We start from the raw sequence: 15,685 nt of genomic DNA, 5'->3' as shown, positions 1-15,685 counted from the left end.
GGCCTACCTCTCAGTCCTGGCGCGCGTGCTTGCCGTGCCTCCCCGAGGATGCCGGACGCGCGGGGGTACCGGGCGGCAGTGAGTGCACGCGGCAGTGCAGCACCTCGCGACCGCGCAGCGCGGACCGCACGGCCCGGTGCAGGCCGTCCTCGAGATACAGGTCGCCGTTCCACGCCACCGCGTGCGGGAACAGGTCGCCGTAGAAGGTCGAGTCCTCGGAGAGCAGCCGGTCGAGCGCGAGCACGGTGGTCGTGGTCACCAGGGCGCTCAGGCGGACCTGCTGCGGCGGGATCTGCGACCACTCGCGTGCGCTGAGGCCGTGCTCCGGGTACGGCTTCCCGTCGAGTACGCCCTTGAAGATCACGGGTCGACTCTAGCCCGCGTAAGCTGGACGTTCGAGGTACACAGGCGAAAGGGCCACACGATGTCGAGCACGGAGGACCGGCGGTTCGAGGTGCTCCGGGCGATCGTGGCGGACTACGTCGAGACGCACGAGCCCGTCGGCTCGAAGGCGCTCGTCGACCGGCATCAGCTCGGCGTGTCCAGTGCGACGGTCCGCAACGACATGGCGGTCCTCGAGGCCGAGGGCTACATCACGCAGCAGCACACCAGCTCCGGGCGTATCCCGACGGAGAAGGGCTACCGGCAGTTCGTCGACCGGATCGCGCAGATCAAGCCGCTCTCGGCGGCGGAGCGCCGGGCGATCGTGCAGTTCCTCGAGACGGGGGTCGATCTCGACGACGTGCTGCAGCGCTCGGTCCGATTGCTCGCCCAGCTCACCCGGCAGGTCGCGGTGATCCAGTACCCGGTGATCAGCTCGGCGCGGGTGCGCCACCTCGAGGTGGTGGCCCTGGCGCCCACGCGGCTGCTGCTCGTGGTGATCCTCGACTCGGGTCGCGTCGAGCAGCGCCTCGTGGAGCTGGGCGGCGCGGCGTCCGACGACGATCTCTCCCGCCTGCGCGAGCTGTTCGGTGCGGCGGTGCACGGCAAGCTCATCCCGGACGCGTCGATGGGCGTCGCGGACCTCGCGCCGCTCGCGCCCCGGGACCTGCGCGACGCGGTGATCCGGGTGTCGACGGTGCTGGTCGAGACCCTGGTCGAGCGCGCCGACGACCGGCTGGTGCTGGGCGGCACCGCCAACCTGACCCGCAACGCCGCCGATTTCGACGCGGTGTCCGGCTCCCTGCGCAGCGTGCTCGAGACGCTGGAGGAGCAGGTCGTGGTGCTCAAGCTGCTCACCGCGCGGCAGCAGCCCGGCACGGTCTCGGTCGCGATCGGGTCGGAGACGCAGGACGAGAATCTGCGCGGCGCGTCGGTGGTCTCCACCGGCTACGGAGCGCCCGGCGCGGTGTTCGGCGGCGTCGGGGTGCTCGGTCCCACCCGGATGGACTACCCGGGCACGATCGCCTCCGTGGCCGCCGTCGCGCGCTACGTCGGCGAGGTGCTCGGTGAGCGCTGACGGCGGTCGGGCGCCCGTCTGACCTGTGCGAATGGTCCGATTCGGCCCGGTGATGGAATCATGGGTTGAGCGCGGTCCGAGCAGGTCCGCTGATTGTCGTCCACGAGTTAGAGGGATTCGCCGCTGTGGCACGTGATTACTACCGCATCCTCGGAGTCGATGCGAAGGCTTCCGACCAGGAGATCAAGCGCGCGTACCGCAAGCTGGCCCGCGAACTGCACCCGGACGTGAACCCGGACGACGCCGCGCAGGAGAAGTTCCGCGACGTCTCCGACGCCTACGAGGTGCTCAGCGACCCGGAGAAGCGCCGCGTCGTCGACATGGGCGGCGATCCGCTCGACAGCTCGCCGGGCGCCGGCGGCTTCGGCGGCGGCGGATTCAGCGGCTTCGGCGGTGGCGGCCTGGGCGATGTCTTCGAGGCCTTCTTCGGCGGTGGCATGGGCGGCGGCGGGCGCGGCCCCCGGGGCCGCGTGCGCGAGGGCAACGACGCGCTGATCCGCATGGAGCTCGACCTCGACGAGTGCGCGAACGGCGTGAGCCGGGAGCTCACCGTCGACACCGCGATCCTGTGCGACAAGTGCCAGGGCTCGGGCACCGAGGGCGACAGCAAGCCCACGACCTGCCCCACCTGCCGCGGCGCGGGTGAAGTGCAGTCGGTGCAGCGCTCCTTCCTCGGCCAGGTCATGACCTCGCGGCCGTGCCCCACCTGCGCGGGCGTCGGCGAGATCATCGAGAACCCCTGCAGCAAGTGCAGCGGTGACGGCCGGGTCCGCACCCGCCGCAACCTCACCGTGAAGATCCCCGCCGGCGTCGGCGACGGCATGCGCGTGCGCCTGGCCGGCCAGGGCGAGGTCGGCCCCGGCGGCGGCCCCGCCGGCGACCTGTACGTCGAGGTCACCGAACGTGAGCACGAGTTCCTCACGCGCGACGGCAGCACGCTGCACGTCACCGCTCGGGTCCCGATGTTCGACGCGGCGTTGGGCGCCGAGGTCTCGGTGCCCACCGTGATCGACGGCGAGCTGACCGTCGAGGTGCCGCCGGGCACCCAGACCGGCGACAGCAAGGTCCTGCGCGGCCACGGCATGCCGCAGGTCAACTCGCAGGTCCGTGGGAACCTCGTCGTCCACTTCGACGTGGCGGTCCCGTCGCGGCTCGACAAGAAGCAGGCCGACAAGCTGCGCGAGCTCAAGGCACTGTTCCCGGGCGAGGGCCCGCACGCGGCGCGCCGCGGTGGCCAGGACCAGGGCGGCGGCATCTTCTCCCGCCTGCGCGACACCTTCGCCGGACGGTAGCCGCCCGTGGCGGCCACCGTCTTCCTCGCAGACCGGCTCCCGGCCGAGGGGCAGGAGCACCTGCTGGACGGTGACGAGGGCCGGCACGCCGCGGCGGTGCGGCGCATCCGGGTGGGTGAGGAACTCGTCCTGTCCGACGGTGCCGGGGGCTTCGCCCGGTGCACCGCGACCGTCGTCGGCAAGGCCGACGTGACGGTGCGCTGCTCGCAGACGTGGACGGTGCCACCCGCGTCCCCGCGCGTCGTGCTGGTGCAGGCGCTGCCCAAGTCCGACCGCTCCGAGCTCGCCGTCGAGTTGGCCACCGAGGCGGGGATCGACGCGATCATCCCGTGGCAGGCCGCGCGCTGCGTGTCCCGCTGGGACGGCGGTGGGTCCGGTGGGAAGGGCTCGGGCAAGGGCTCGGCGAAGGCCGAGAAGGGGATCGCGCGGTGGCGCGCGGTCGCCCGGTCGGCCGCGAAACAGGCTCGGCGAGCGTACGTTCCGGAGATCCACGACGTCGTGACCACACGAGAACTCGTTCCACTACTCACCAGTATGGATGCGAATGTAGTTGTCCTACATGAGGGTTCGGCGGTCCCGCTGAGCCAGGTTGACTTCTCAGTAACCGGAACCATCGTTATCGTGGTGGGGCCGGAGGGCGGAATCAGCCCCGAGGAACTGGATGCCTTGGTCGGGATGGGCGCGCAGCCCGCGCTCCTCGGCCCGACGGTGCTACGGACTTCCACCGCGGCCGCCGTCGCCCTGGGTGCTCTGGGAGTAATGACCGACAGATGGTCCGGCACGCCGCCGGACTGACGGCCGGATCGGTGGGACGCCGGTGCGGCGGGGTGGCTCAGGAGGGCTCGGACACGATGGCGCGTCGCATCTTCTACGGCAGCGAGGACTCGCAGCACGGCCACTTCTACCCGGGCGATGCGGACAAGCCGCTCATCACGCTGGTGCACGGCGGATTCTGGCGCAGCCTCTACACCATGAAGATGGAGGCGAAGGTCGCCAAGGACTTGAGCGACCGCGGCTACCCGGTGTGGAACGTCGAGTACCGGCGTGTCGGTGAGCCCGGCGTGACCTGGCCGATCCTCAGCCAGGACGTGCTCGCCGCCATCGACTACGGCACCGCGAAGCTCGCGAAGGGCGCCGGGCACATCGTCGCCGCGCACAGCGCCGGCGCCACGCTCGCCGTGTGGGCCGCCGCGCAGCGGCCCGACGACCTGCTCGGCGTCATCTCCCGCGGCGGGGTCCTCGACCTGATCGAGCGCGGCGACGGTGACCAGTCCATGCGGCTGCTCTTCGACCTCGGCCCGAACGCGAACCCGCGGCTGCTCAAGCGCACCTTCGCGGAGGCCAGTCCCGTCGGGCAGATGCCCTTCACGACCCCCGTGCGGGCGCTCCACGGGCGGCTCGACGAGCAGGTCCCCTACCAGCTCTCCGAGTGGTTCCTGCAGAAGGCGCAGGAGAACGGCATGAACGACGTGACGCTGACGATGATCGAGAAGGAAGGTCACGACGACTTCCTCGAGCCGGGTTCGAAGGGGCACGCCGCCACCGTCGCCGCGATCGAGGAGCTCTCCGGCGCGTAACCTGGCCGCTGACGCGTCCATGGCGTCGGAGGGGTGGGGATCGAAGGATGGCGCTGCAACCGGGTGCGGTGTTCGCGGGGTACACGATCGAGCGGATGCTCGGTGCGGGCGGAATGGGCGAGGTCTACGTCGCCCGCCACCCAAGGCTGCCGCGATCGGACGCCCTCAAGGTGCTCCTGCCGCAGTTCGCGGCCGACCCGCAGTTCCGCGCGCGGTTCGAGCGCGAGGCGGATCTCGCCGCAGGCTTGGTGCACCCGGCGATTGTCCGCGTCTACGACCGGGGTGAGTTCGACGGGCACCTGTGGATCGCGATGGAACTGGTCGACGGCGAGGACCTCGCGCACGTGGCCGCCGCAAGCGGGCGCCTGCCTGCCGATCGCGTCGCTGCCGTGGTCAGCGAGGTCGCGGCGGCGCTGGACATGGCGAATGCGACGGGGCTCGTGCACCGCGACGTCAAGCCAGCCAACATCATGCTCAGCGCCAGCGGCCGGGTGCTCCTCGGTGACTTCGGCATCGCCCGGATGGGTGCGGAATCGTCGGACCTGACGGGGACCGGTATCGCCGTCGGCACGCTGAACTACGCCTCGCCGGAACAGCTCCAGGGATTGCAGTTGGACGGCCGCTCCGATCAGTACTCGCTCGGATGCACCGCGTTCCAGCTGCTCACCGGTGCCGCGCCGTACGCGGCGACGAACGCCGCGGTGGTCATGGCCGGGCACCTCGGCCAGCCGCTGCCCTCCGTGCGGACCGCCCGGCCCGGGCTCCCCGCGAGCGTTGACGCGGTGCTCGCCCGCGCGACAGCGAAGTCACCCGGCGAGCGGTACCCGTCGAGTGCTGCCTTCGCCGCCGACCTGACGCAGGCGCTTGCCGGCGCGAACGAACCGGCTCCTCTCCCGGACGGCGCCGGTGCGCCCGGCGCGGCCGACGGTGACCCCACGCTCGTGCGCTCCGCGGTCCCGTCCACCATCGCGCCGGATGCTGCGACCGTCGTCCGCGGCGCGCCGACGCAGGCGCCCCCGGCACAGGTCGAGGCACGCGAGGCGAGCGGCGCTGCCCGGAACCGCCGCCCGCTGCTCATCGGCGGAACAGTCACCCTGGCGGTGGTCCTGGCAATCGTGGGGGTGATCGCCTTCGGCGGGGGAGGTGGCCAGTCGAGCGGTGACGGGTATGACGGTGCCGTGTCGCCGGAGGCCGCGAAGCTCACGCCGCTGCTCGCGAGCCCGCTCATGCCGGCGCTCACCGCCGCGCCCGCCCAGTCGCGGTGGACCTTCCAAGCACCGAATCCCCGGGCCGGCGCGACGTTCGTGGGCGGCGACGACACGCGCGTTCTGGTGACGTACCAGGTATCGCGCGGCGATGAGAAGGTGAACACGCTCGACGTGCTCGACGCAAACACAGGGAAGTCACAGGTGAGCATCCCGGTTCCGGGCGCGAGTGGGGTGTCGAGTTGCGCGCTGACCGGCCAAGTGGCGATGTGTGGGGTTAGCGATCCGAGCGGCCTCATCCGAGTCGATCTCGTGTCTCGCATTGCGACCCGGATCAAGCAACCGATCGACGCGGTCATCGGGTTTCAGCCCGCGGCGTCCAACGGCGTCTTTCTCGCCAAGGACGCCATGAAGGGTTCTGCGGTGCTGCGCCCGGACGGCTCGACTGCATGGACGATTCCGTGGGACGCGTACGCCGTCGCGGGCGGGCCCGCCGCGGGAGTGATCGCGGTGACCATGAAGACCACGTCCGCGGACCCGCTGGTTCCGGCAAAGGAGACCACGACGCTTCGCCGGATCACCGACGGCACCGTGCTGGCGGAACTGCCGGCGACAGGGAGTGCGCGTAGCGGATGGGCCGCCTACCAGGGCGGATTCGCCGTGAAGAGAGATGCGACGATCGAATTCTTCGCGTCGGATGGCACGCGTCGCGGGGCGCTTTCAGGATCTGGAGCTCTCCTGACTCTGGTTCCCACGGTCGATGTGGCGCCGTCGTTGCCGCTCGTAGAACCCAACGGTCAGGCCGACACCGTTGCGGCGGTGAATCCCGACACGGGCACGCTGCTCTGGACGCGTCAGGTGGACAAGGATGTGGTGCGGGCGACGACGAGCCCCGATTACACCGCGTTCGGCCGGCAACTGGTGATCGGCTACCGCAACGGCGGACCGTACTGGGTGGTCGACCTGTATACGGCGGCGAGCGGCCGACTCGGCGACGGGTCGACGAAGATCAAGAGCCTGCTGGGAACCGATGGCACCTGCATCGTCACCACCGGCGATTACGGTTCCGTGGCCGCGCTCAAGCCCAATGGCTACTGCTGGTCGGCGAACTTCCGTACGGCATCGGGGGACGCCGCGGAGCTCAGGGTTCTCGGGGCGGGTGTGTACGTCGGGGACCTGACATCCCCGGCTCTCGTGCGCGGGGTGTGATTGCCGTGAGAATCTCTGAGGCGGCGCCATCGTCCGGGGGACTAAGCTGGACCTAGAACCGCCCCGTCAGGACGGTCACCGTCGAGATAAGGATTGACGCACCGCGTGCCAGAGAGCAACAGTTCCGATATCCGCGCCCAAGCCGTGACCCCGGCGCGGTCCACCATCGAGATCCCCATCGAGCTGACCTTCGGACTCCTCGGCCCCGCGGACGCGAATCTGCGCGCCCTCGAAGGCGTGCTCGGCGCCGACGTCCATGCCCGCGGCAATGTCATCACCCTGGCCGGCACCCCGGCCGATGTCGCGCTCGCCGAGCGCGTCGTCGCCGAGCTGCTCGCGGCGGTCCGCAGCGGCGTCGCGGTGAGCCCGGAGGAGGTGCGCCGTTCCGTCGCGATGATGACCGACGGTTCCGGCGAGTCGCCCGCCGAGGTGCTCACGCTCGACATCATCTCGCGCCGCGGTAAGACGGTCCGCCCGAAGACGGTCAACCAGAAGAAGTACGTCGACGCGATCGACGAGCACACCATCGTCTTCGGCGTCGGCCCCGCCGGCACCGGCAAGACCTACCTGGCGATGGCGAAGGCCGTGCAGGCGCTGCAGACCAAGCAGGTCAGCCGCATCATCCTGACTCGTCCGGCGGTGGAGGCGGGGGAGCGGCTGGGCTTCCTGCCCGGCACGCTCAACGACAAGATCGATCCCTACCTGCGGCCGCTGTACGACGCGTTGCACGACATGATGGACCCCGAGGCGATCCCGAAGCTCATGGAGGCCGGGGTCATCGAGGTGGCGCCGCTGGCCTTCATGCGCGGCCGGTCGCTCAACGACGCCTTCATCATCCTCGACGAGGCGCAGAACACCACCGCCGAGCAGATGAAGATGTTCCTCACCCGCCTCGGTTTCGGCTCCAAGATCGTGGTCACCGGCGACGCCTCCCAGGTGGACCTGCCGGGCGGAGCGACCAGCGGGATGCGGGCCGCGGTGGACATCCTGCGCGGCATCGACGACATCCACATCGCCGAGCTCACCAGCGCCGACGTGGTGCGGCACCGGCTGGTCGCCGAGATCGTGGACGCCTACGCGCAGTTCGAGGCGCAACTGGCGGAGACCAAGCGGCCGCAGCTGGGCGGCGCACGACGGATCCCGGGGCGCCGATGAGCATCGAATTCGCCAACGAGTCCGGTTTCGACGTCGATGAGGCGGAGGTCGTGGCCGTGGCCGCGTTCGCCATCGCAGCTATGGACGTGCACCCGGGCGCCGAGCTGAACATGCTCGCCGTCGACCTGGACACCATGGCCGACCTGCACGTCAAGTGGATGGACCTGCCCGGCCCCACTGACGTGATGAGCTTTCCCATGGACGAGCTCACCCCGGGCGGGCGGCCGGACATGGTGGACGCGGGTCCCGCGACCCTCGGCGACATCGTGCTGTGCCCGCAGTTCGCCGCAGAGCAGGCAGAGGCCGCCGGACATTCGACGGGCCACGAGCTCAACGTGCTCACCGTGCACGGCGTGCTGCACCTCCTCGGCTTCGATCACGCCGAGCCGGAGGAGGAGCGGGAGATGTTCGCGCTCCAGGACGGCATCCTCGCCGACTACTACGCGCACCAGCGCGAGCGGGACCGCCTGGCCCGGCAGTCCGCGCGCGACGACAAGCTGCTGGGCCGCACGGGCTTCCTGGGGCGGCGGGACTGACGCGTGTTCTCGTCGATCCTGCTGATCGTCGGCGTCGTCGTGCTCGTCCTGCTGGGCGGCCTGTTCGCGGCGCTCGACTCGGCGCTGCTCACGGTGTCCCCTGCCCGGGTGGAGGACCTCGTCGAGGACGGCCGCCCCGGTGCGCGGCGCTTGCAGCGTGTGCTCGCCAACCGTCCGATGTACGTCAACCTCGTGGTGCTGCTGCGCACGGCGTGCGAGGTGCTCGCCACGGTGCTGGTCTTCCTCGTCCTCGATCGCTACCTCACGGTGGTGTGGACCGCGGTGCTCACGGGAACGCTGATGACGGTGATCAGCTACGTCCTGATCGGCGTCGGGCCGCGCACCCTCGGCCGGCAGCACGCGTACACGCTGGGCTGCACCGCGGCCGTCGTGCTGCAGGCGATCGCGATCCTCATGGGCCCGATCACCCGGCTGCTCATCCTCCTCGGTAACGCCATCACGCCGGGTCGCGGCTACCGCAACGGCCCGTTCGCGACGGAGGTCGAACTGCGCGAGCTCGTGGACCTCGCGCAACAGCGCGGCGTGGTCGCCGAGGACGAGGGCAAGATGATCCAGTCCGTCTTCGAGCTCGGGGACACCGCTGCGCGCGAGGTCATGGTCCCGCGCCCCGAGATCGTGTGGATCGAGGCGGACAAGTCCGTCTCGCAGGCCACGCGGCTCGCGGTGCGCTCGGGGCACTCGCGCATCCCCGTCATCGGGGAGAACGTCGACGACGTGCGGGGCGTGGTCTACCTGAAGGATCTCGTCGCCCTCCCCGACGGTGCCGACCGGCACGCCATCGAGGTCGGCCGGATGGCCCGGCCGGCGGTCTTCGTGCCGGACTCCAAGCCCGTCGATGCGCTGCTCCGCGAGATGCAGCACACGAACAATCACATGGCCGTGCTGGTCAACGAGTACGGCTCGATCGCGGGCCTCGTCACGATCGAGGACGTGCTCGAGGAGATCGTCGGCGAGATCACCGACGAGTACGACGCCGGCGAGATCGCTCCCGTCGAAGAGCTCGGCGACGGGCTCTTCCGGGTGTCCGCGCGCCTCGATCTCGAGACCCTGGGGGAGCTGTTCGACGAGGACATCGAGGAGGACGAGGTCGACACCGTCGGCGGCCTGCTCGGCCTCGCACTGGGGCGGGTGCCTCTGCCGGGCTCCGAGGCCCGCGCGCACGGACTGCTCCTGGAGGCCGAGGGGACCACGAACCGCCGCGGCCGGCTGCGGATCACCACGGTGCTCGTGCGCCGCGTACCACCCGAGCCGGAGTCGTCCGACGACGGCGCCGCCGGCGACGAGAAGGAATCCGCATGATGGACGTCTCCGACGAGGACCGCAAGCTGGTGACCCTGGCACGCGGCGCGATGGGCCGGGCCGGGGCCGCGCACGGCGCGGCGGTCCGGGATCTCGACGGCCGCACGTACGCCGGGGCGCCCGTCGCCCTGCGGTCCCTGGCGCTGACGGGGTTGCAGGTCGCGGTCGCGACCGCGCTGAGCTCCGGGGCGGAGGGCTTCGAGGCTGCTGTGCTGGTGGGAGCCCAGGGGCCCGACGACCCGGGGGCCGATGCGCTGCACGAGGTGTCGCCGGCGGCGCCGATTCTGTTGTTCGACGAGCGCGGGGAGGCCCGACGGTGACCGAGGAGATCCAGATGGACGGCGACGGAGACGAGGACTTCCGGTCCGGGTTCGTGTGTTTCGTGGGGCGGCCCAATACGGGCAAGTCCACGCTGACCAACGCCCTGGTCGGGACCAAGGTGGCCATCACGAGTTCGCGGCCGCAGACGACCCGCTCGACGATCCGTGGCATCGTCAACCGGCCCGACTGCCAGCTGGTGCTGGTGGACACGCCCGGCCTGCACCGCCCGCGGACCCTGCTGGGGCAGCGGCTCAACGACCTGGTGCGCGACACCTACTCCGAGGTCGATCTCATCTGCTTGACCATTCCGGTGGACGAGAAGATCGGCCCCGGCGACAAGTACATCCTCGATCAGGTGCGGCACATGGCACCGCGCACGCAGCTGATGGGCGTGGTCACCAAGATCGACAAAGTGGGCCGGGACCGGGTCGCCGAGCAGTTGCTGGCCGTCTCCGCGTTCCTGGGCGAGGGCTGCGACGTGATCCCGGTGTCGGCGACGTCGGGGGAGCAGGTCGAGGAGCTGGTCCAGCTGGTCGCCTCGAAGATGAAGCCGGGGCCCGCCTTCTACCCGGACGGCGAGGTCACCGACACCGACGACGACACCATGATGGCCGAGCTGATCCGCGAGGCGGCGCTCGAGGGCGTGCGTGACGAGCTTCCGCACTCGCTGGCCGTGGTCATCGAGGAGGTGGTCGAGCGGGAGAAGACCCCGGCGCAGGAGAAGTCCGGCAAGCCCGCTCTGCTCGAGGTGCACGCGCTGCTGTACGTGGAGCGGTCCTCGCAGAAGGCGATCATCATCGGCAAGGGCGGCTCGCGCCTGAAGTCGGTGGGTACCGCCGCGCGTGAGGAGATCGAGAAGCTCCTGGGCCGCAAGGTGTACCTGTCGCTGCACGTGAAGATCGCCAAGGACTGGCAGCGCGACCCGAAGCAGCTGGGGCGTCTGGGCTTCTAGGGTTCAGCGGCCGAGCATCCGCTGCCACCAGCTGGGCTTCATGTGGCGGTACTTCTCGATGTCCGGCAGGGGGCCGGGGTCGTCGGTCCTACCTTCGACGAAGTCGATCATCTGCTGGGGAACCGGATCCTTGAACCCGCGCATGCCGCTCACCACGACCCGGAGCATCGCCCGCCGAACGTCGATCGGTGTCGTGGTCTCTACCGCTTCGCTCATCTCTGACCCCCTGACCGGTTTGCATCTTGAGTATCCCTGCGATATCGCGTGAATGCCAGCCTGATCGCAACTCGTCGTTCCGTGGTCGTGACCAGTGGCGAGTCGATGAGATCGTCCACGAGCGCCCACCCGTCCCGTTGGTGATCGACGTTGTCGGAGTAGGTGGCTTCCAGTGCCCATTGGCACCGTGTCCACCACTCCTTGCGATTGTCCGCCAGCCGCTTCTGGCCGATCGTCACGATCGCGATGATGGCGGCTGCGGTACCGACGATGATCGTGGCCCATCCCGGTGTCATGACCTCTCCCCCCGAAGAAATCGAATCTGATCTCATCGTGCGCCGCCCCACCGACAAGTTCGGCGGCGCGGCGTGGGGGTGCGTGTCGGCGCGGGGTGGGATGATGTTCCTCATGAGGTCGTACCGGGACAGCGCTGTGGTGCTGCGGCAGCACAAGCTGGGGGAGGCCGACTACATCCTCACGCTGCTGACCCGGGAGAACGGCCTGGTCCGCGCGGTCGCGAAGGGGGTGCGCCGGCCGCGGTCGCGGTTCGGTGCCCGGCTGGAGCTGTTCGCCCATGTCGACCTGCAGCTGCATCCCGGCCGCAGCCTGGACGTGGTGACGCAGGTGCACTCCATCGCCGCCTACTCGGGCGATCTGGCGGGCGACTACGGCCGGTACACCACCGCCTGCACGGTGATCGAGACCGCGGAGCGGCTCGCGGGCGAGGAGCGGGCCCCCGCGCCGGAGCTGCACCGGCTCACCGTCGGGGCCCTGCGGGCGATCGCGGCGGGCGTGCGCGACCGCGACCTCGTGCTGATCTCGTTCCTGCTGCGCGCCATGGATTCGGCGGGCTGGGCGCCCGCTCTCACGCTGTGCGCCCGCTGCGGCGACGAGGGGCCGCACCGCGCCTTCCACGTGGCCGCGGGCGGCGCGGTCTGCGTGCACTGCCGCCCGTCGGGGTCGGCGGTGCCGGGGCAGGGCGTGCTGGACCTGATGGCCGCGCTGGCCCGGGCCGATTTCGACTTCGCCGAGACGATGGGCGACCGGGTGCGCAGGCAGGGCGCGGGCCTGGCCGCCGCGCACCTACAGTGGCACGTGGGACGGCAGCTGCGATCGCTGCCGATGATCGAGCGGCACGCGCCGCACAGTCCGGCCCTCGCGGCCGGTGAGAGGGAGGTCGACGGTGCCGGGACTGCGGCGGGGTAGGTCGAAGACACCACCGGCACCGGTCACCGTCAGGCCACCGGACCCGCACCCCTCCGGCGCGACGCCCCCGGAGATCCCCGCGGAGCTGGTCCCGAACCACGTCGCCCTCGTGATGGACGGCAACGGCCGCTGGGCCAAGGAACGCGGAATGGCCCGCACCGAGGGCCACAAGCGCGGCGAGGCCGTGCTCATGGACACCGTGTGCGGGTGCATCGAGATCGGCGTGAAGCAGCTGTCGGCGTACGCGTTCTCGACGGAGAACTGGTCGCGCAGCCCTGAGGAGGTGCGCTTCCTCATGGGCTTCAACCGCGATGTGATCCGGCGCCGCCGCGACGAGATGCACGAGATGGGCGTCCGGGTGAAGTGGGCCGGTCGTCGTCCCCGCCTGTGGGCCAGCGTGATCAAGGAACTCGAGGTCGCCGAAGAGCTCACGAAGCACAACACCGTCATGACCCTGACGATGTGCGTCAACTACGGTGGCCGGGCCGAGATCGTCGACGCCGCACGGGAGATCGCGCGTCGGGCCGCGGCGGGGGAGATCAACCCCGACCGGATCACCGAGCAGTCCTTCCAGCAGTACCTGTACCAGCCCGACATGCCGGACGTGGACCTTTTCCTCCGCCCGTCCGGCGAGAAGCGGAGCTCGAACTTCCTGTTGTGGGAGAGCGCCTACGCCGAGTACGTCTATCAGGACACGCTGTTCCCGGACTTCGACCGACGCAACCTCTGGGCCGCATGCCTCGAGTACGCCCAGCGCGACCGCCGGTTCGGGGGAGCGCAGTGACGGCACAGGATCCCCGGCTCGATGCGCTGCGCTCGCGCCTCGAGTCCGCGCTGGCCGACGGGGTCGCGCTCCGGCGCGACGAGAGTCAGGCGGTGCTCATCGATTTCGGAGACACGCCCGCCTCGGTCCAGGTGTTCGAACTCGCCCGCGACGTGGACGTGTACTCGCTGACCCAGGTCGTGGCCTGGGACCTCCCGCTCAGCGAGGACCTGCGCGCCGACGTCCGTTCCGTCGCGGAGACGGTGCAGTTCGGATCGCTGCGGCTCATGGAGCGGGAGGTCTCCGCCGATCTGGTGCTGCACTACTCGTTCCCGGCGGGCACGCTCGCGGGGAGCGCGCTGCGCGAGTTCGTGCTGTTCGTCCTGGCGCAGGGCGTCGACGCGCGCCGCCGCCTCGTCGCGTGAATGTGCGGTCATTCGTACTCATGATCATGAGTACGAATGACCGCACATTCCGCCGATCTGATCAGGGGCGGAGCAGGACCTTGCCCACGCGGCCCGGACGACCGCTCGCGGTTGCCGCAGCGGAGATCTCGTCCAGCGGGTACACCCCGTCGACCGGGAGCGCGAGCGTGCCCGCGGCGACGCCCTGGACGACCTCGCCCATCAGCTCGGCACGCTTCGCGGGATCCATCTCCTGGCTCACGGTGCGGCCCCAGAAACCCTTGACGACGATCTCCTTGAAGATCGCGACGTTGACCGGGATCTCCAACATCGCGCCCTCGCCGGGGTTGGTGGCACTCATCGCGCCGAACGAGACGAGTGTGCCGCGCTGACCGAGGAGGAGGGCGAGCTGGGTGCTCGCCGCGCCGCCGATCGAGTCGACGGCGGCCGCGTAGCCGGCCTCGCCCGCGAGCTCTTTGGCGCGTGCGCGCCAGCCCTCGGTATCGCTGGCGATCACGTTCGTCACGCCGAAGGTCGCGAGCTCGTCGACGGCGGCGGACCGTCGGACCAGGCCCGTGACGTTGATCCCGCGGGCGGTGGCGAGCTGCGCGAGCAGGCGCCCGACCATGCCGTTCGCGGTGTTCTGCACGATCCACTGCCCGGGCTGGACGTTCAGGTAGTCCAGCAGGCTGATCGCGCTGAAGGGCATCGAGAACAACTGCGCGGCGGCCTCGTCCGGGATCGTGTCGGGGACGGGCAGCAAGCCCGCGGCCCCGGCGACGAAGTACTCCGCCCAGGTGCCGAACGCCGAACCGGTGGCGACGCGCTGGCCGACGGTGAATCCCTCGACCCCCTCGCCGAGGGCGTCGATGACGCCGACGGCCTCGGAGCCTGCGGCGGCGGGCATCGTGGGCTTGTAGCCGTAGTCGCCCTTCACGGTCCAGAGATCGTGATTGTGGATGGGGGAGAGCAGGGTTCGGACCCGGACCTGGCCGGGGCGGGGTTCCGGGAGCGGGACGTCACGGACGGACAGGACGCTCGCGGGGTCGCCGAACTCGTCCTGGATCAGTGCGCGCATGGGTGATGTCTCCTTCGTAGGGTGGTGAAGCGATTCAGTCGTCGGCCACGGTCACGGTGACATCGACGTTGCCGCGCACCGCGTTCGAGTACGGGCAGACCTGGTGGGCGGCATCCGCGAGCGCCTGGGCGGCGTCGTGCTCGACCTCGGGGATGACCACCTCGAGGGCCACGGTCAGGCCGAACCCGCCGGATCCGTTGGGGCCGATGCCGACTCGGGCACCCACGCTCGAGTCGCCGAGGTCGACCTTCTGCGCCCGGGCGACCATCTGCAGGGCCGAATGGAAGCACGCGGCGTAGCCGGCCGCGAAGAGCTGCTCCGGGTTCGAGCCCTGGCCGGAGCCGCCCATCTCCTGAGGGATGGCCAGCTGTAGGTCGACCCGCCCGTCGTCGGTGCGGGTGCGGCCGTCGCGGCCGGCCCCGGTGGCGATGGCCTCGGCGGTGTACACGGCGTCCATTGTCGTTCTCCTCTTCGTCGGGTCTGGGTCTATCGGGTGTGAGCGTCGCTGAAGCGGGTGGCGAGATCGCGGAGCCGGACGGCGTCCTCGACGGGGAAGTCGAAGCCCTCGTACACGCGCCTCCGGGCGGCCGCGACCGGGGGTTGCAGGGCGCGGCCGGCGTCGGTGACGTGAACCGTCACCAGTCGTTCGTCGGACCGATCGCGGCGGCGCTCCACGTAGCCCATCCCCTCGAGACGCTTGAGGAGGGGGGAGAGCGTGCCGCTGTCGAGCTGCAGGCGCTCGCCGAGCGCCCGTACTGTGACCGCGTCCCGCTCCCACAGGGCGAGCAGGGTCACGTACTGGGTGTACGTCAGCCCGAGAGCCGTGAGCTCCTCGCGGTACGCGTTGGAGGCCACCTTCGCCGCTGAGTACAGGGCGAAGCACAGCTGCGAGTCGAGTGTCTGGTCCGCATCCACCCAAGAATGATTGCACACAATTCAATTGGATGCAATCAAAAATTCCGCCGTATCGACAAATCTCTCCAGGCTGTCTA

General features: G+C 70.2%; 18 protein-coding genes. 13 read left to right on the top strand and 5 right to left on the bottom strand.

All coding sequences use genetic code 11. From position 1 onward, the window contains the following. Positions 1 to 10 precede the first annotated feature (10 nt). The gene (locus tag ABZX10_RS21120; protein WP_355544665.1) at positions 11 to 364 is read right to left on the bottom strand and encodes a type II toxin-antitoxin system VapB family antitoxin; all 354 of its coding nucleotides are present in this window, start codon (positions 362 to 364) and stop codon (positions 11 to 13) included. A gap of 60 nt (positions 365 to 424) precedes the next feature. Between ABZX10_RS21120 and hrcA the strand changes: the two genes are divergently transcribed. The 10 genes from hrcA to era all read left to right on the top strand — a co-directional run bounded on the left by hrcA (position 425) and on the right by era (position 11,026). Then, on the top strand, positions 425 to 1,459 hold the full coding sequence (gene hrcA, locus ABZX10_RS21115) for a heat-inducible transcriptional repressor HrcA (protein ID WP_355544662.1): 1,035 nt from the start codon (positions 425 to 427) through the stop codon (positions 1,457 to 1,459). A gap of 125 nt (positions 1,460 to 1,584) precedes the next feature. Next, positions 1,585 to 2,751, top strand: a complete 1,167-nt coding sequence (gene dnaJ / locus ABZX10_RS21110) for a molecular chaperone DnaJ (protein WP_355544659.1) — start codon at positions 1,585 to 1,587, stop codon at positions 2,749 to 2,751. Positions 2,752 to 2,757: 6 nt separating this feature from the next. Continuing rightward, on the top strand, positions 2,758 to 3,546 hold the full coding sequence (locus ABZX10_RS21105; RefSeq protein WP_355544656.1) for a 16S rRNA (uracil(1498)-N(3))-methyltransferase: 789 nt from the start codon (positions 2,758 to 2,760) through the stop codon (positions 3,544 to 3,546). Beyond that, entirely contained in the window at positions 3,522 to 4,328 is an 807-nt protein-coding gene (locus ABZX10_RS21100) for an alpha/beta fold hydrolase (RefSeq protein ID WP_355544653.1), read from the top strand. Before ABZX10_RS21105 ends, ABZX10_RS21100 begins: the two co-directional genes overlap by 25 nt. A 47-nt stretch (positions 4,329 to 4,375) precedes the next feature. After that, the gene (locus ABZX10_RS21095) at positions 4,376 to 6,742 is read left to right on the top strand and encodes a serine/threonine-protein kinase (protein WP_355544650.1); all 2,367 of its coding nucleotides are present in this window, start codon (positions 4,376 to 4,378) and stop codon (positions 6,740 to 6,742) included. Between the two features lie 105 nt (positions 6,743 to 6,847). Further along, complete coding sequence (locus ABZX10_RS21090) at positions 6,848 to 7,897, top strand: PhoH family protein (RefSeq protein ID WP_355544646.1); 1,050 nt, start codon at positions 6,848 to 6,850, stop codon at positions 7,895 to 7,897. Further along, positions 7,894 to 8,433, top strand: a complete 540-nt coding sequence (ybeY, locus tag ABZX10_RS21085) for an rRNA maturation RNase YbeY (protein WP_355544643.1) — start codon at positions 7,894 to 7,896, stop codon at positions 8,431 to 8,433. The genes ABZX10_RS21090 and ybeY overlap by 4 nt, the downstream gene beginning before the upstream one ends. A gap of 3 nt (positions 8,434 to 8,436) precedes the next feature. Beyond that, positions 8,437 to 9,753 carry a hemolysin family protein gene (locus ABZX10_RS21080; protein ID WP_355544640.1) on the top strand — a complete coding sequence of 439 codons (1,317 nt, stop codon included), beginning with the start codon at positions 8,437 to 8,439 and terminating at the stop codon, positions 9,751 to 9,753. Further along, a complete protein-coding gene (locus ABZX10_RS21075) occupies positions 9,750 to 10,073 on the top strand; it encodes a cytidine deaminase (protein ID WP_355544637.1) in 324 nt (107 codons plus the stop codon). The genes ABZX10_RS21080 and ABZX10_RS21075 overlap by 4 nt, the downstream gene beginning before the upstream one ends. Before the next feature lie 14 nt (positions 10,074 to 10,087). Continuing rightward, the gene (gene era, locus ABZX10_RS21070; protein ID WP_355544718.1) at positions 10,088 to 11,026 is read left to right on the top strand and encodes a GTPase Era; all 939 of its coding nucleotides are present in this window, start codon (positions 10,088 to 10,090) and stop codon (positions 11,024 to 11,026) included. A gap of 3 nt (positions 11,027 to 11,029) precedes the next feature. On the opposite strand, the gene ABZX10_RS21065 is transcribed toward era, so the two are convergent. After that, complete coding sequence (locus ABZX10_RS21065; RefSeq protein ID WP_355544634.1) at positions 11,030 to 11,242, bottom strand: hypothetical protein; 213 nt, start codon at positions 11,240 to 11,242, stop codon at positions 11,030 to 11,032. 408 nt (positions 11,243 to 11,650) lie between these two features. Between ABZX10_RS21065 and recO the strand changes: the two genes are divergently transcribed. Genes recO through ABZX10_RS21050 form a run of 3 tightly spaced genes read left to right on the top strand, consistent with a single transcriptional unit; the run spans position 11,651 to position 13,636 of the window. Continuing rightward, a complete protein-coding gene (recO, locus tag ABZX10_RS21060; RefSeq protein ID WP_068572882.1) occupies positions 11,651 to 12,448 on the top strand; it encodes a DNA repair protein RecO in 798 nt (265 codons plus the stop codon). Then, entirely contained in the window at positions 12,426 to 13,232 is an 807-nt protein-coding gene (locus ABZX10_RS21055; RefSeq protein WP_355544631.1) for an isoprenyl transferase, read from the top strand. Before recO ends, ABZX10_RS21055 begins: the two co-directional genes overlap by 23 nt. Next, positions 13,229 to 13,636: a hypothetical protein gene (locus ABZX10_RS21050; protein WP_355544628.1), complete on the top strand. Its 408-nt coding sequence runs from the start codon at positions 13,229 to 13,231 to the stop codon at positions 13,634 to 13,636. Before ABZX10_RS21055 ends, ABZX10_RS21050 begins: the two co-directional genes overlap by 4 nt. Before the next feature lie 61 nt (positions 13,637 to 13,697). Here the strand turns inward: ABZX10_RS21050 and ABZX10_RS21045 are convergent, their stop codons facing one another. Genes ABZX10_RS21045 through ABZX10_RS21035 form a run of 3 tightly spaced genes read right to left on the bottom strand, consistent with a single transcriptional unit; the run spans position 13,698 to position 15,608 of the window. Then, entirely contained in the window at positions 13,698 to 14,693 is a 996-nt protein-coding gene (locus ABZX10_RS21045) for a zinc-binding dehydrogenase (RefSeq protein ID WP_355544625.1), read from the bottom strand. A 34-nt stretch (positions 14,694 to 14,727) separates the two neighbouring features. Beyond that, positions 14,728 to 15,150 carry an organic hydroperoxide resistance protein gene (locus tag ABZX10_RS21040; protein ID WP_355544622.1) on the bottom strand — a complete coding sequence of 141 codons (423 nt, stop codon included), beginning with the start codon at positions 15,148 to 15,150 and terminating at the stop codon, positions 14,728 to 14,730. Between the two features lie 29 nt (positions 15,151 to 15,179). Further along, positions 15,180 to 15,608 (bottom strand): MarR family transcriptional regulator, encoded by a 429-nt coding sequence (locus tag ABZX10_RS21035; protein ID WP_355544619.1) that lies wholly within the window; start codon positions 15,606 to 15,608, stop codon positions 15,180 to 15,182. Positions 15,609 to 15,685: the final 77 nt, after the last annotated feature.

The sequence above is a fragment of the Tsukamurella sp. NPDC003166 genome (assembly GCF_040611135.1).
Classification (GTDB): domain Bacteria; phylum Actinomycetota; class Actinomycetes; order Mycobacteriales; family Mycobacteriaceae; genus Tsukamurella.
This window is presented reverse-complemented; position numbering and strand designations above follow the sequence as displayed.

Bases quoted from the DNA above. Each gene is read 5' to 3' on its own strand.
- ABZX10_RS21045 (WP_355544625.1), bottom strand. From the start codon at position 14,693: ATGCGCGCACTGATCCAGGACGAGTTCGGCGACCCCGCGAGCGTCCTG.
- era (WP_355544718.1), top strand. From the start codon at position 10,088: ATGGACGGCGACGGAGACGAGGACTTCCGGTCCGGGTTCGTGTGTTTC.
- recO (WP_068572882.1), top strand. From the start codon at position 11,651: ATGAGGTCGTACCGGGACAGCGCTGTGGTGCTGCGGCAGCACAAGCTG.
- ABZX10_RS21100 (WP_355544653.1), top strand. From the start codon at position 3,522: ATGGTCCGGCACGCCGCCGGACTGACGGCCGGATCGGTGGGACGCCGG.
- hrcA (WP_355544662.1), top strand. From the start codon at position 425: ATGTCGAGCACGGAGGACCGGCGGTTCGAGGTGCTCCGGGCGATCGTG.
- ABZX10_RS21095 (WP_355544650.1), top strand. From the start codon at position 4,376: ATGGCGCTGCAACCGGGTGCGGTGTTCGCGGGGTACACGATCGAGCGG.
- ABZX10_RS21075 (WP_355544637.1), top strand. From the start codon at position 9,750: ATGATGGACGTCTCCGACGAGGACCGCAAGCTGGTGACCCTGGCACGC.
- ABZX10_RS21040 (WP_355544622.1), bottom strand. From the start codon at position 15,150: ATGGACGCCGTGTACACCGCCGAGGCCATCGCCACCGGGGCCGGCCGC.
- ABZX10_RS21065 (WP_355544634.1), bottom strand. From the start codon at position 11,242: ATGAGCGAAGCGGTAGAGACCACGACACCGATCGACGTTCGGCGGGCG.
- ybeY (WP_355544643.1), top strand. From the start codon at position 7,894: ATGAGCATCGAATTCGCCAACGAGTCCGGTTTCGACGTCGATGAGGCG.